Below are 14,482 nucleotides of genomic sequence, written 5' to 3' on the forward strand. Positions count from 1 at the left end.
AGTCGTCGCAGCTCAATGCGACCGGTGGCGTAGGCGGGGGCGTGGCGGGCGGCGGATGGCTCGAGCCGCCGCAGGCACCGAGCAATGCAAGCATGCCGAGTGCGCAGGCGGATGCAGCTGCGCGTCGCGATGGAACGGCAGCGCGCCGCTCCTCAGACACTGTTTTCTTCATTGCTGGGGCCTCAAGGAGGACGTGACCACGAGTCACATCGATGCAGCAAGATACTGCATGAATCAATAGTGAACTATGTTGCGTGCTTCGCAGTGCGGACTTACACCATGCACTGGAAGTGAGTGAGCCCGGCTCCTCCAGGTGATCGCGTTGATGTCATTTGTTCCGAACTAAAGTGCATGTTCTGCGGTGGCGCGTGCGCAAAAACATGCCGGGACTAGACTTCCTTGTCGACATGACGACAGACCAGGCCCCCCTTTGACCGAAATCGAATTCAAGTTCCAGATCCCGGCCGGCCAACTGCAGGCGCTGGAGAAAGCGCTGCGCCGCGCCAAGGTGGCGCGCACCCACATGCAGGCGCGCTATTTCGACACCGAAGATGGCGCCTTGGCCTCGAACGGTGTGGCGCTGCGCTTGCGCAAGGAGGGGCGGCGCTGGGTGCAGACCGTCAAGGCGCTGGGCGACGGGCCGCTGCACCGGCTGGAACACAACGTCGACCTCGGCGTTGCGCGCGGCGGGTCGCCAATGGCCGATGCGCGGCGACACCAGGGCACGCCGGCGGGCGACCGGCTCGACGCGCTGCTGTCGCACGGCGATGTGCCGCTCATCGAAACCTTTGCCACCGACATCTGGCGCACCACGCGCAACGTGCGCGTGGGGCCCAGCACGGTGGAGCTGGCGCTGGACGTCGGCCGCGTGATCGCGCCGGCCTTGGGTGGCAGGCCGCAGCGCGTGTCGCCCGTGTGTGAGCTCGAGCTCGAACTGGTCCAGGGCAGCGTGTCCGACCTGGCGGCGCTGGCGCAGCGCTGGTCGCAACGCCATGGCCTGTGGTTCAGCACGATGACCAAGGCCGAGCGCGGCGAGCGGCTGCGTGAAGAACAAGAAGAAAAGGACGGATCGGAGGCGCCTTCGCGCGCCGTCAAGGCCAAGCCGCCGCAGTTTGCTGCCGATGGCGGGGGCGGCGACCACAAGAAGGGTGGCCTGCAAGTCGGCGCACGCGAAGTCCAGCGCGCGGTGCTGGCCGCCTGCCTGGCGCAGATCCTGCCCAATGCCAGCGAGATTGCCAGCGAGATTGCCGGCGGCAGCGACGAGGCGGAGCTGATCCATCAGCTGCGCGTCGGCATCCGTCGCCTGCGCAGCGCCTTGCGCGAGCTAGACGGCCTGGCGCCGGGCCGCTTCGACATCGCAGCCTGGGAGCCGCCCCTGGTCGACGCCTTCCGCGACCTGGGCGCGCAGCGCGACCGCGATGTGCTGTCCGCCACCCTGCAGCCGCGCCTGCAGGAAGCTGGCGCGCCGCTCAGCGAACTGCCGCCTGCGCCTGACGAACAGAAGGCACCAAGCCCGGCCGAAGTGGTGCGCAAGCCGCGCTTCCAGCAACTGCTGGTGGAGCTGATGGCTTTCAGCGCGCCCAGCGAGGTCGTGGGCGAAGCAGCGACCGGCAAGGCAGAAGCCGATGCCGTGCGGCGCGCCCTGGCCGAGCGCTTGAACAAGCTGCACCGCCAGTTGGTGCGCGATGGCAAGCGCTTCGAGAAATTGCCCACCGAAAAGCAGCACCGCGCGCGCAAGCGCCTCAAGCGGCTGCGCTACCTGTCCGAGTTCGTCGCGCCCCTGTTCGACAAGTCCAAGGCCGAGCGCTACGTCGAACACGTGCTGCCGGCGCAGGACGCACTGGGCGACTACAACGACGAGGTGGTCGCCATCGATGCCTACAGCAGCGCCGCCGCGCAAGACCCGCGCGCCTGGTTTGCGGTGGGCTGGCTGCGCGCACAGTGCCCGGCGCAGGCCAAGGCCTGCGGCAAGGCGTTGGCTTCGCTGGCAGACGCGCGCAAGTTCTGGAAGTAGGTGCCTGGGCCGCCTGAAGCGCGCCGGTGGCGCGACTTCACGCGGCCTTCACGTCGGCCTTCACGTGGCGCCGACGCTGCGCCACCGCCCGCGCCAGATCGTGCAGCACCGGCACCGTCTGCGCAAAACCGATGCAGGCATCGGTGATCGAAACGCCATGCTTGAGCGGCACGCCGGCCACCAGGTCCTGCCGGCCTTCTTCCAGATGGCTTTCGATCATCACGCCGGTGATGCGCTGCTCGCCGCCGGCGATCTGCGCCGCCACGTCCTCTGCCACCACGATCTGGCGCTGGTGCTGCTTGCTGCTGTTGCCGTGCGACAGGTCGATCATCACCTGCTCACGCAAGCCGTTGGCGCGCAAGGCTTCGCAGCTTGCCGCGACGTCGGCGGCGCCGTAGTTGGGCACCTTGCCGCCGCGCAGGATGACATGGCAGTCGTCGTTGCCGCGCGTCTCGAAGATGGCGGCCATGCCCATCTTGGTCATGCCCATGAAGGCATGCGGCGCGCGCGCCGCCAGGATGGCGTCGGCCGCCACCTTGATGCTGCCGTCGGTGCCGTTCTTGAAGCCGATCGGGCAGCTCAGGCCCGAGGCCAGCTGGCGGTGGCTCTGGCTTTCGGTGGTACGCGCGCCGATGGCGCCCCAGGCCACCAGATCGGCGATGAATTGCGGGCTCAGCAAGTCCAGGAACTCGGTGCCGGTGGGCAGGCCCAGTTGGGTGAGCTCCAGCAGCAGGCGGCGCGCGCGTTCCAGCCCCTCGTTGATGGCAAAGCTGCCATCCAGGTGCGGGTCGTTGATGTAGCCCTTCCAGCCGACGGTGGTGCGGGGCTTCTCGAAGTAGGCGCGCATCACGATGAGCAGGTCGTCCTGCAGTTCGTCGGCCACGGCCTTGAGGCGGTGCGCGTAGTCCAGCGCCTGGTCGTGGTCGTGGATGGAGCAGGGGCCCACCACCACGACGAGACGGTCGTTGCGGCCATGCAGCACGTCGGCGATGGCGCGCCGACTGTTCTCCACCAGAGCCAGGGTGTCGTCGCGCACCGGCACGCGTTCCTGCAGCAGGGCCGGCGTGATCAGCGGGCGCACCGCGCCGATGCGCACGTCGTCGATGCGGGTGGTGTCCAGGGTGCTGTCGCGCGAGCCGACTTCGGCGTCGTGGAAAGGGTCGTCGAGATGCTTCATGGCGGCCGATTGTCCCACCCCCGCATCGGGTCAGTTCGCCGGCATCGTGGCCTGCATCGAAGGTCGTTGGTTGAACGTCGCAAACCATTTCGCGCTGCTCGGCGCCTGTGCGCGCCAGTCCACCGACGGAAAGCGGAAGTCCATGTAGCCCAGTGCGCAGCCGAAGGCGATGGTGCCGATGTCGACGCGATCGCCGAACGACGGCGCCGCCGCCTCGAGCCATTCGAGGCCGGTGCGCACCTTGTCGAGCTGGCCATCGGTCCAGTCGCTCCAGCGCAGCGCTTCGGGGCGAAGCATGGTTTCGTAGCGCGCGAGCAGCGCGGCGCTGGTCATGCCGTCGGCCAGCGACAGCTCGGTCAGCCTGGCCCAGCGTGCGGCCCCGCCGGCCGGAAACAGGTGGCCGTCATGCGCCGTGTCGAGGTACTCGCAGATCACGCGGCTGTCGAACAGCACCTGGCCGTCGTCGGTGAGAAAGGTCGGCACCTGGCCGAGCGGGTTCTTCGGAAGGATGCTCGCGTCGCGCTTCACTGGTCCGGCTGCGCTGGGCAGTTTCTCGATGCGATCGGCCACACCCAGCTCGTGGGCCACGACCATGCACTTGCGCACGAAGGGGGAGGCTGGGGAGTAAAAGATTTGCATGATGATGAACCGATGTCTTTTAGGCGTTGTCGATAGAGCCGTGGGCCATGTGCATGCCAGCCACCCAGCCGAAGGTTAGCGCAGGGCCGAGCGTGATTCCCGGTGCGGGGTACTCGCCGCCCATCACCGAGTGCATGTCGTTGCCGGCCACGTAGAGGCCGGCGATGGGTGCCCCCTGTGCATTGAGCGCGCGCGCGTGGCCGTCGGCGCGAATGCCGAGCGCGGTGCCGATGTCGCCCGGGTACACCTTCACCGCGTAGAACGGCGCCTGCTGCACCGGCGCGAGGCAGGCGTTGGGCTGGTGATCGGGGTCGCCGAGGTAGCGGTTGTAGGCATCACTGCCTTTGCCGAACGCCGGGTCCTGGCCTTGCGCCGCGGGCGGGTTGAACATCGCCACCGTACGTGCCAGGCCGGTCGGGTCCACGCCCGCCTGCTGGGCCAGTGCTTCGAGCGTGTCGGCGCGGTAGAGGTAGCCGGCTCGCACCAAGTGCTCGCGCGGCCGCCCGCCGGGCAGCGCAAGGCCCAGGCCCCACTTCTCCATGAACGCGCTGTCGCACACCAGCAGCGCGGGAATGCTCGTTGCCTCGTCGTTCGCTCGGTACATGGCGCGCACGAACTCGTGGTACGAGGTTGACTCGTTGACGAAACGCTCGCCGCGTGCATCGACCGCGATGAGGCCGGGCTTGGCGCGGTCCCACACCAAGTGCGGATAGCGCAGCACGCTGCCGTCGGGCCGCGTGAGCAATGAGACGGGCGCCCACAGCGCCGGTCCCGAGTGGCCGGTGCCGAGCACGCCACCGACCTGTTGTGCCATCGCGATGCCCTCGCCGGCATTGTCCTTGGGCGACATCGAATACGGACCGGTGGTCGCCGGGTAGTGTCGTTCGCGCATTGCGGCATTCCACGGAAATCCGCCGGTCGCGACGACCACGCCGCGTCGTGCGCGAACCGACGTTTCCTTGCCGTCGCGGCGCACGCGCACACCGGTGACGGTGCCCGCCGCATCCTTCTCCAACGCCAGCGCCGGTGTGTTGAGCCAGAACGGAATGCCCTGCTTCAACACGCTGTGAAAGAGCCGTGCCGCGAGTGCGTTGCCCAAGAGCAGGCGCGTGCCGCGGTGGTGGCCGCGGAGGCGGTCGCCGAAGTAGCGCAGCACCATCTTCACGCCGTGCTTCCACGACGCGAACGAGCGCCAGACCGCGAGCAGATGCTTCACGTCGGTCATGTTGACCATCATGCCGCCGAGCACGCAGAACTCGGGCAGCGGGTTGCGCAGGGTCTTGAAGTGTGGGCCGAGCAGCCGACCGTCGAACTCGATGGGGTCGAGCGAACGGCCGCCCATGGCGGCGCCTTCGCGGTCGGGGTAGTAGTCGGGCGAATAGGTGCGCGCGGCCAGCTGCACGTCGGTCCGCTCGCGCAGGTAGCGCAATGCGAGCGGGCCGGCATCGAGGAAAGCGTGGCGCAACGATTCGTCGCCGGCCGCGCCCACGGTGTTTTGCAGGTAGGTCCCGGCCTTGCCGCGCGTGTCGGGATGGCCGGCCGCCTCGGCCTGGTCGTTCAGCGGCACCCACACGGCGCCGCCCGAGATGGCGGTCGAGCCGCCGATGCGGTCGGTCTTCTCGACCACGAGCACGTCGAGGCCTTCGAGCTTCGCGGTGAGCGCGGCGGACAGGCCGCCCGCACCACTGCCGATGACGACGACGTCGTAGTCGGTCTTCTCCTGTGGCTGCTTCTGTGCCATCAGGACCCCGAGCCGCCGAGCGATTTACCGCCATCGACAAACAGCACCTGGCCGGTGACGAAACAGGTGGCGGGCGATGCGAAGAAGGCCACCGCATTGGCGATGTCTTCCGGCTTGCCGGCCGCACCCGTCGGCTGCAGTGCAAGCTGCGCTGCCAGCCGTTCGGGCGAGAGCCCGCGCAGAAGCGGCGTGTCGATCAGCCCCGGTGCGATGGCGTTGACCATGATGCCGCGCGGCGCCAGTTCCATGGCGCTGGCGCGCGTGTAGCCGACCAGCGCGGCCTTCGAGGCCACGTAGTGCGCGTGGTTCTTCGCGCCCAGATAAGCACGCGATGCGATGTTGACGATGCGCGCACCGTGCGCCATCTTGCGCGCGGCCTCCTGCGTGAGCGTGGCCACGGCCAGCAGGTTCACTTCGTACATGCGGCGGAAGTCGGCCGAGGTCACGTCGAGAAAAGCACGCTCGTCGAAGATGCCCGCGTTGTTGACCAGCGCCGCGAGTAGCGGCAGCTGCTGCACCATCGCGCGCACGGCGGGCTCGTCTGTCAGGTCGATGGCGCGGTATTCCACGTCGAGGCCGGCCGCGCGCAGCACCTGCGTTTCGCGCTCGGCCAGTTCCCCGTTGAAGTCGGCCATCACCACGCGCCAGCCGTCGCGCGCCATGCGCTCGACGATGGCGCGGCCCATGCCGCTGGCGCCGCCCGTCACGAGGACGAGCGGCTTGTTGTCACTGCTGTTGTTCATGGTTGTTCCGTTGAAGCGCGGTGCTCAGACCGCCAGGTAGCCGCCATCGACCGGCAGCACCACGCCATTGACGTAGCTGGCCATCGACGACGCAAGAAAGACGACCGGCCCGGCGATCTCGTCAGCCTCGCCGTGGCGCTTGACTGGCACGCGGCTCAGGTACCAGTCGGTGCCGTGTTCGGTTTCGCGCTGGCCGGCCGTCATGTCCGTGACCATCAGGCCCGGCGCCACCGCATTCACGCGCACGCCGTAGGGCGCGAGGTCGCGCGCCAGCACCTGCGTGAGCGAACGCACGCCGCCCTTGGCCACCACGTAGCCGGCCGACGAGATGCCCGCGCCGAAAGCCACGATGGACGACAGGTTGACGATGCTGCCCTGCGAACGCTTGAGCGCCGGCACGAAGGACTGCGTGACGTTGAACACGCCCTGCAGGTTGACCGACATCACGCGGTCCCAGGCCTCGCGCGCGCCGGGCTCGTCGAACTTCGAGCGCACCGAGATGCCCGCGTTGTTGACCAGCACGTCGATGTCGCCGTGCGACGCCGCAACGCGCACCGCGAGTGCATCGACCGCCGCCGCGTCGCTCACGTCGACGCTTTCGGCATCGGCGCGGCCACCGGTTTCACGGATCGATGCCGCCACTTGTTGCGCGACGGCGAGGTCACGGTCGACCACCAGCACGTGCGCGCCTTCGGCCGCCATACGGCGCGCGATGGCCTCGCCCAGGCCGCGCGCGGCGCCGGTGACGAGCGAGAGTTTGTCTTGGAGGAGCATGGACCTTCTTTCAAAAAGCGCCGACGTCAGACGCCGAGGTAGGCGCGGCGCACCGCTTCGTCGTTCGCGAGCTGCGCCGCGGGACCGTGCAGCGAGATCTCGCCGTTCTCGAGGATGTAGCCGTAGCTCGACACCGCGAGCGCGAGCTGCACGTTCTGCTCGACCAGCAAGATGGTGATCTTCTGTTCGCGGTGCAGCCTTTCGATGATCTCGAACATCTGCTCCACCAGCAGCGGCGACAGGCCCATCGACGGTTCGTCGAACAGCATCACGCGCGGCCGTGCCATCACGGCGCGGCCGATGGCCAGCATCTGCTGTTCGCCGCCCGACAGCGTGGCCGCCATCTGGTGCTGGCGCTCCTTCAGGCGCGGGAACATCGTGTAGACCGACTCCAGGTCGTTGCGGATGCCCGCGCGGTCGCGCCGCAGGTACGCACCCAGGTCGAGGTTCTCGCGCACGCTCATGTCGCGGAACACCTGGCGGCCTTCGGGCACCTGCACGATGCCGCGCTTGACCAGCGCGTCGGAGCCGAGCTTGTCGATGCGCTCGCCGCCCAGGCGCACTTCGCCCTCGGTGCAGTCCACCAGGTTCGAGATGCAGTTCAGCGTGGTGGTCTTGCCCGCGCCATTGCTTCCGAGCAGCGCGACGATTTCGCCCTCGGGCACATCGACCGACACGTCGCACAGCGCCTGGATGCGGCCATAGGCGGCCGAGATGGCGCGCAGGGACAACAGTGCTTCAGCCATGCGCGGCTCCCTTCCCAAGATAGGCTTCGATCACGCGCGCATTGCTGCCGATTTCCGCGGGCGTGCCTTCCGCGATCTTTTCGCCGAAGGCCATGACGGTGATGCGGTCCGAGATCGACATCACCAGCTGCATCACGTGCTCGACCAGCAGCACGGTGATGCCGTCGCGCGCCACCAGTTCCTTGAGCAGCCGGTCGAGGCTTTCGATCTCCCGGTTGCGCAGGCCCGCGGCCGGCTCGTCGAGCAGCAGCAGCTTGGGCTTGATGGCCAGCGCGCGCGCCAACTCCAGCAGCTTCTGGCGGCCGAAGTCGAGGTCGCGTGCGGGCTGGTGGCGTTCGTCGGCCAGGCCGACGCGCTCCAGCAGGTGCATGGCGAAGTCTTCGGTCTCGCGATCGGGACGTCCCAGCAGACGGCCCAGCGTGCTGGCGCCGCGCGCGTGCGTGCCGAGCAGCACGTTCTCGTGCACCGACAGTTCGGCGAACAGCTCCAGGTTCTGGAAGGTGCGCGCGATGCCGAGCGAGGCCATGCGGTGCGGCGACACGTGGGTGAGTTCGCGGCCTTCGAAGGTCACGCTGCCGCTGCTGGGCGTGTAGAAGCGCGAGATGCAGTTGAAGGTGGTCGACTTGCCCGCGCCGTTCGGCCCGATGAGTGCGTGGATGCGGCCCTGCTCCACCTGGAACGAGAGGCCGTTCACCGCCTTGAGGCCGCCGAACACCACGCTGATGTCGCGCACGTCGAGGAATGCAGCCGCGCTCATGCGTGCTTCTCCGTTGCGTTCACGGAGGTCGCGCGCTGCGACTTGCGGCGCGCCACGAACAGCGACGCCATGCCCTTGGGCAGGAACATCATGAAGAGCATGAGGATGCCGCCGTAGATGATTTCCTGGTACGACGGGGCCTGCCGCAGCAGCTCCGACGCCAGGCCGAACACGATGGCGCCGGCCACCGCGCCGCGCACCGAGCCGAGCCCGCCCACCACCACCATCGTGAGGACCAGGATAGTGGTCTGGAAGCCGAGGCTCTCGGGGTGGATGAACGAGGTGAACAGCGTGTACATGCCGCCCGCCACGCCCGCGAAGGCGGCCGACAGCACGAAGGCCGTGACCTTCACCGCGCGCGTGTTCACGCCCATCGCGATGGCCGCCACGTCGCTCTCGCGCACCGCGCGGAAGGACGAGCCCAGCCGCGAGCGCGACAGCGCCACCGTGAGCCACAGCATCAGCGCCGCGATGGCGACCACGAAGGGGTAAGCCTGCAGGTCGTTCATGAGCTGGTAGCCGCCGAGCGAGGCCGGCTTCATCTGCAAGCCGTTCGATCCGTTGGTCACCTGCTCCCAGTTCAGGAACACCCACTGCATCGCCTCGCCGAAGGCGAAGGTGGCCAGCGCCAGGTAGATGTCGCGCATGCGCAGCGCCAGCAGGCCGATGACCCAGCCCAGCGCGGCCGACAGCACGGCGCCCGCCACGATGGACACGAAGAACGGCGGCTGCCACTGGTTGTTGATGAGCCCGGCCGTGTAGATGCCGATGCCGAAGAAGGCCGCGTGCGACAGCGCGAACTGCCCCGTCTCGCCGATGACCAGGTGCATGCCGAGCGCGAGCACCGAGAACACCATCAGCAGGTTGACCACGTACAGCACATAGCCGCTGGTGGTGAAGGGCAGCACCGCGAGCACCACGGCCATGCCGAGCAGCACGCCGCGATCCCACCACGGGGAGGAAACCGACGACGCGCTCATACCTTCTTCACCTGAGGCTTGCCGCCGAGCAGCCCTTGCGGACGCACCAGCAGCACCACCATGATCGCCACGAAGGGCGCGACCACGATGGCGTTGGACGAAATGAAAAGCCCCACCAGGTTCTCGACGATGCCGATGATGAAGCCGCCGACCACCGCGCCCGGCAGGCTGGTGAAGCCGCCGACGATGGCGGCCGCATAGGCCAGGATGGCGATGTGGCCGATGTCGGGCGTGATCAGGATCTTGGGCGTGATGAGCAGCGCCGAGATGGCCGAGATGACACCCGTGAGTGCCCAGATCTGCATCCGGATCGAGTCGAGCTTCACGCCGACGATCTGCGCGCCGCGCGGATTCATGCCTACCGCGCGCATGGCCTGGCCGGTGCGGGTGCGCGTGAACATCAGGTACAGCAGCACCATCACCACCACGGCCGAGCCGAAGATGGCCAGGTCGAGCAGCGTGAGCGAGGCCTGCCCGATCGTGATCGGGTCCTGCGGCACCAGCGAAGGCAGCGAGCGCGGCGTGTCGCCCAGGCCGGTCTTGCGCACCAGCCCCTTGAGCAGGTACGCAAAGCCGAGCGTGGCGATCACCAGTTGCACGCCGACACCGCGCGAGGCGGTCACGCGCTGCATCACCACGCGCTGGAACGCGGCGGCGAGCAAGGCGGTGACGGCGATGCTGGCGAGCACGGCGCCCCAGTAGGGCCAGCCCCACACCACCAGCGGGAACAGCGCGGCGTAGCCGCCGGCCATGAAGATCTCGCCTTGCGAGAAGTTCGGCACGTCGGTGGTCTTGAAGACCATGACGATCGCCACCGCCAGCAGTGCGTAGACGCTGCCGGTGACGATGCCGGACAGCACGCCCTGCTGCACGAAAAGCCAGATGTCGGAAAGGCTCATGGGATGGATGCCTGCTGCGCGCTCAGGGCGTGTAGGTCCACATGCTCTTGTAGCTGCCTGGCACCAGGGCCATGTTGCTGCCGTCGAATTTGATGTAGATGGCCGACTCTTGCGCGGCGCGGTCCTGCGCGCCGAACTCGATCGGCCCGGCCATCACGCCGGAGTCGAACTTCATGGTCGAGAGCGCCGTGAGCACCTTCTCGCGCGTCGGGTTCGGGCCGGCCGCCTTCAGGGCGTTGACCACCGCCATCGCGGGCGGAATGCCGTACGGCATGTAGGCTTGCGGATGGCCGGGCTTGGAAGCCAGGTCGGGGTAGGCGGCCTTGTACATGTCGTACACCCACTTCAGCTTGGGGCCGCCGGGCACGTCGGCCAGCACCTCCTGGATGTAGACGTTCTTGAAGGCGTCCTTATTGCCGACGTTCTCCACCAGTTGCTTGAGGTCGGCGGTCGAGTTCACGGCCAGCACGATCGGCTTGTTGAAGCCGAGTTCGAAGGCCCGCTTGACGATCAGACTCACGGGCCGTGCATAGGTGGTGAGCAGCAGCACGTCGGGGTTGGCAGCCTTGATCTTCAGCATCGGCGCCGTAACGTCGGTGATGTTCGGGTTGACCGACTGCACCTGCAGGTCGATGCCGCCGCGCGCCTTGGCCTGCGCCTGGGCTGACTCGAGGTTCCAGCCGCCGTAGGCGTCGTCGTGGTTGATGTAGCCGATCTTCCTGGCCTTGAGCTGCTCGCTCGCGAACTGCACCATCGAGCCGCCCACCGCGTGCTGCGAGATCGAGAACGCGCCGTAGATGTACTTCGATGGCGGGTACAGCGCGCCGTCGCCCGAGGCGTTGAGCATGACCAGCGGAATCTTCGCGCGCTCGACGTATTCACGCGCGCCGACCACGGCCGCCGAGCACGAGCCGCCGTTCAGCAGGAACACCTGGTCCTGTTCGGTGAGCTTCTTCACTGCGGCCAGCAGATCGTTGGCGTTGCAGCGGTCGTCTTCTACCACCAGCTCGATCTTGCGGCCGTTCACGCCGCCTTCCTTGTTGACCTTGTCGTAGTACATCTTCGCGGCGTTGATGACGTCGAAGCCGTAGTTCATCGACGCGCCCGACATCGGCGAAAACATGCCGATCTTGATGGTCTTGTCGGTGAGGCCGGGCTCGGCCTGTGCGAACGCAGCGCCCGCCAGGGTGCACAGCGCCAGGGGTACCAGGGCTGAAACCAGAAAGTTCTTCTTCATGAGCTGTCTCCGTTGGTGTGAATGAGCAAGAGAAAGGCGCGGCCCGCCTACTGCATGCGGTAGCCGCCGTTGACGTCGATCACGTTGCCCGTGATGTACGCCGCCTGTTCCGAGACCAGGTAGTCGACAGCGCCGGCCACGTCGTCCACCGTGCCGATGCGCCCGAGCGGGATGTTGGCGGCCGCGGCTGTCAGCGCGCCGCTGCTCTGCACGGTGCCGCGCAGCATGTCGGTGTCGATCAGGCCCGGGGCCACCGAGTTGACGGTGACGCCCATGTGCGCCGATTCGCGCGCCATCGCTTTCGTGAGGCCCAGCACCGCCGACTTGGCGCCGATGTAGGTCGCGCTGGAGCGGTAGCCGCCGAGCTGCGCCGCCACCGAACCGAAGGTAACGATGCGCCCGTGCGCCACCGGCGCGGCCTCGCGGCGGCGTAGGTAGGCACGGCCGCACAGGAACACGCTGCGTGCGTTGACGGCGAAGGTGCGTTCCCAGTCGTCGAGCGTGGTGTCCTTGATGAGCGAGCGTTCGCCGCCGGGCATCAGCAGGATGCCGGCCACGCAGACCAGCGCGGCGACGGGGCCGAGCTGGCTTTCGATGCCGTCGAATGCGGCCTCGACCGCGGCCTCGTCGCTCACGTCGAACTGGCGGAAATGGTGGCCTTCGCCCAGTGCCTTTGCCACGGCGCGGGCGTTGTCGCCGTCAATGTCGGCCACGACGACGCGAAGGCCGCTGGCCGCGAGGCGGTGACAGACGGCCTCGCCGATGCCCCGGCCGCCGCCGGTCACGAGGGCCAGCCGGCCGGGCGCTTGTGCATGATGTTCCGTCATGGGCTGCGAGGTCTCCGTGCCGCTTCATGCGGCGTGAAAGTTGATCGAGGGCCGCATTGTGTATACATGAAGACTTTCTTAGTTCCTCGTTTACCCTGATATCAGGCCTTATTCTTGAGTTTCACTGGCATCATGTATACCTGACATGGACACACTCTCCCAGCAAGTCACAGAGACACTGCGCACATGGATCCTTCACGGACGGCTTTCGCCCGGCATGCGGGTGGAGGAAGTGCCGATCGCGGAAAGCCTCAAGGTGTCGCGCACGCCGGTGCGCGCCGCGCTGGCCGCGCTGGCGATGGAAGGGCTGATCGACCACCAGCCGAAGAAGGGCTACCTGGTGCGCTCGTTCGCGCTCGAGGACATCCTCGCGGCGTACGAAGTGCGCTCGGTCCTGGAAGGGCTGGCGTGCCGGCGCTTCGCGGCGCTGGGTGTGGACGACTCAACCGCCGCGCTGCTGCGCGAGTGCCTGCGCGAGGGCGACGAGATCCTGGCCAAGGGCCAGTTGCTGGTCGAGGACCTGGCGCCCTACCAGCAGATGAACGTGAAACTGCACAACGCGTTGATGCATGGCGCCGGCAACCAGTGGATCGTGCGTTTCGGCGCGCAGGCGCAGGCGGTGCCTTTCGCGTCGGACCGGATCATGCTGTGGAACGACCACGGCGTGATCCTGCGTTCGCACGACGACCACCACCGCATCGTGCAGGCCGTGATCTCAGGCGATGCCGCGCGCGCCGAGCAGCTGATGCGCGAGCACGTGTATTACGCCGGCATCCTGCTGCGCGACAACTACCAGCGGCTGCTGGACGAGCGCAGCCGCGACGGGCTGCTGCCCACGCTCACGAACGAGCCGTCGGCTTCCTGATCCTCTAGGCCTCGCTTTCCATCGCCGCCGTATACGCCCCCTGGCTCGCCGCGCCGTTCAGCCGGGCGCGCTTGCGCAGCGCAGCCTGGCAGTGGTCCCCTTGCGCGGCGTGGCCGCGCCAGGCCTGCATGGCCGGATCCTGCAGCGCGCGCCCGTAGGAAAAACTCAGAACCCAGGGCTGGGGACCGAGGCGGTTCATGGCGTCGAGGTTGGCGCTGGCCTCCTCGGGCGACTGGCCGCCGGACAGGAAATTGATGCTCGGCACCGCCGCGGGCACCGTGCGCCGCAGCACGCGCAGCGTCTCCGTCGCCACTTCGGCTGGCGTCGCCTGCAGCGCATGGGCCTTGCCCGACACCACCATGCTGGGCTTGAGCAGCATGTGTTCCAGGGCCACGTGGTGGCGCTGCAGTGCGTTGAAGACTTCGCGCAGCACGCCCTCCGTCACCTCGGCGCAGCGCGCCTGCGAGTGGTCGCCGTCGATCAGTACCTCGGGCTCGACGATCGGGACCACACCCGCTTCCTGGCAGATGGCCGCGTAGCGCGCCAGTGCCTCGGCATTGGCCTCCACCGCCGCTCGGCTTGGGAGCCGGTCCGAGACGTTGTAGACGGCCCGCCACTTGGCAAAGCGCGCGCCGCGCTGCTTGTAGCCCTCGAGGCGTTGCGCGAGGCCGTCCAGGCCCTGCGTGATCTCGTCGCCCGGGCACAGCGCCAGCGGGATCTTGCCGGCATCGACCTTGATGCCCGGCACGATGCCCAAGCGCGCCGCCAGCGCGGGCAGCGCTTCGCCATCGTCGGCCTTCTGGCCCAGCGTCTCCTCGTACAGGATGACGCCGCTGATGTATTGGCCCAGCCCCGGCGTCGCCAGCAGCAGGCTGCGATAGGCGCGCCGGTTCTCCTCGGTCGACTCGACGCCGATGGCCTTGAAGCGCTTGGCAATCGTCGGGCCGCTTTCGTCGGCGGCCAGGATGCCCATGCCTTTGCGGGCCAGCGCTTCCACAGTGGCCTGCAGTTCGCTCGAGGTGCTCATGGCGATCCTCCTGGTAAGGCGGCCAGTCTCCTGCTGGAAGGCATCGCCGCGCAAGC

The 14,482-nt window shown here is 67.8% G+C and carries 14 protein-coding genes; 2 read left to right on the forward strand and 12 right to left on the reverse strand.

Annotation, left to right across the window (positions count from 1 at the left end):
* The first annotated feature begins 430 nt into the window (after window positions 1-430).
* Window positions 431-2,014, forward strand: a complete 1,584-nt coding sequence (locus ACIPRI_RS10745) for a CYTH and CHAD domain-containing protein (protein WP_446621421.1) — start codon at window positions 431-433, stop codon at window positions 2,012-2,014.
* Window positions 2,015-2,051: 37 nt separating this feature from the next.
* Here ACIPRI_RS10745 and ACIPRI_RS10750 read toward each other — a convergent pair whose 3' ends face one another.
* Genes ACIPRI_RS10750 through ACIPRI_RS10800 form a run of 11 tightly spaced genes read right to left on the reverse strand, consistent with a single transcriptional unit; the run spans window position 2,052 to window position 12,534 of the window.
* Entirely contained in the window at window positions 2,052-3,191 is a 1,140-nt protein-coding gene (locus tag ACIPRI_RS10750) for a 3-deoxy-7-phosphoheptulonate synthase (RefSeq protein ID WP_446621422.1), read from the reverse strand.
* Between the two features lie 30 nt (window positions 3,192-3,221).
* On the reverse strand, window positions 3,222-3,830 hold the full coding sequence (locus ACIPRI_RS10755; RefSeq protein WP_446621423.1) for a glutathione S-transferase: 609 nt from the start codon (window positions 3,828-3,830) through the stop codon (window positions 3,222-3,224).
* Between the two features lie 19 nt (window positions 3,831-3,849).
* Window positions 3,850-5,571 carry an FAD-dependent oxidoreductase gene (locus tag ACIPRI_RS10760; RefSeq protein ID WP_446621424.1) on the reverse strand — a complete coding sequence of 574 codons (1,722 nt, stop codon included), beginning with the start codon at window positions 5,569-5,571 and terminating at the stop codon, window positions 3,850-3,852.
* The gene (locus tag ACIPRI_RS10765) at window positions 5,571-6,314 is read right to left on the reverse strand and encodes an SDR family NAD(P)-dependent oxidoreductase (RefSeq protein ID WP_446621425.1); all 744 of its coding nucleotides are present in this window, start codon (window positions 6,312-6,314) and stop codon (window positions 5,571-5,573) included. The genes ACIPRI_RS10760 and ACIPRI_RS10765 overlap by 1 nt, the downstream gene beginning before the upstream one ends.
* Window positions 6,315-6,338: 24 nt before the next feature.
* Window positions 6,339-7,088, reverse strand: a complete 750-nt coding sequence (locus tag ACIPRI_RS10770; protein WP_446621426.1) for an SDR family NAD(P)-dependent oxidoreductase — start codon at window positions 7,086-7,088, stop codon at window positions 6,339-6,341.
* 26 nt (window positions 7,089-7,114) lie between these two features.
* On the reverse strand, window positions 7,115-7,834 hold the full coding sequence (locus ACIPRI_RS10775) for an ABC transporter ATP-binding protein (protein WP_446621427.1): 720 nt from the start codon (window positions 7,832-7,834) through the stop codon (window positions 7,115-7,117).
* The gene (locus ACIPRI_RS10780; protein WP_446621428.1) at window positions 7,827-8,591 is read right to left on the reverse strand and encodes an ABC transporter ATP-binding protein; all 765 of its coding nucleotides are present in this window, start codon (window positions 8,589-8,591) and stop codon (window positions 7,827-7,829) included. Before ACIPRI_RS10780 ends, ACIPRI_RS10775 begins: the two co-directional genes overlap by 8 nt.
* Window positions 8,588-9,571, reverse strand: a complete 984-nt coding sequence (locus ACIPRI_RS10785) for a branched-chain amino acid ABC transporter permease (protein ID WP_446621429.1) — start codon at window positions 9,569-9,571, stop codon at window positions 8,588-8,590. Before ACIPRI_RS10785 ends, ACIPRI_RS10780 begins: the two co-directional genes overlap by 4 nt.
* The gene (locus ACIPRI_RS10790) at window positions 9,568-10,470 is read right to left on the reverse strand and encodes a branched-chain amino acid ABC transporter permease (RefSeq protein WP_446621430.1); all 903 of its coding nucleotides are present in this window, start codon (window positions 10,468-10,470) and stop codon (window positions 9,568-9,570) included. Before ACIPRI_RS10790 ends, ACIPRI_RS10785 begins: the two co-directional genes overlap by 4 nt.
* 22 nt (window positions 10,471-10,492) lie before the next feature.
* Entirely contained in the window at window positions 10,493-11,707 is a 1,215-nt protein-coding gene (locus tag ACIPRI_RS10795) for an ABC transporter substrate-binding protein (RefSeq protein WP_446621431.1), read from the reverse strand.
* Window positions 11,708-11,754: 47 nt separating this feature from the next.
* Window positions 11,755-12,534, reverse strand: coding sequence for an SDR family NAD(P)-dependent oxidoreductase (locus tag ACIPRI_RS10800; RefSeq protein WP_446621432.1), 780 nt, complete (start codon window positions 12,532-12,534; stop codon window positions 11,755-11,757).
* 145 nt (window positions 12,535-12,679) lie between these two features.
* Here ACIPRI_RS10800 and ACIPRI_RS10805 point away from each other — a divergent pair, with 145 nt between their 5' ends.
* Window positions 12,680-13,399 carry a GntR family transcriptional regulator gene (locus ACIPRI_RS10805; protein WP_446621433.1) on the forward strand — a complete coding sequence of 240 codons (720 nt, stop codon included), beginning with the start codon at window positions 12,680-12,682 and terminating at the stop codon, window positions 13,397-13,399.
* A 4-nt stretch (window positions 13,400-13,403) separates the two neighbouring features.
* On the opposite strand, the gene ACIPRI_RS10810 is transcribed toward ACIPRI_RS10805, so the two are convergent.
* Entirely contained in the window at window positions 13,404-14,426 is a 1,023-nt protein-coding gene (locus ACIPRI_RS10810) for a class I fructose-bisphosphate aldolase (protein WP_446621434.1), read from the reverse strand.
* Window positions 14,427-14,482: the final 56 nt, after the last annotated feature.

Source organism: Variovorax sp. LARHSF232 (genome assembly GCF_052871435.1).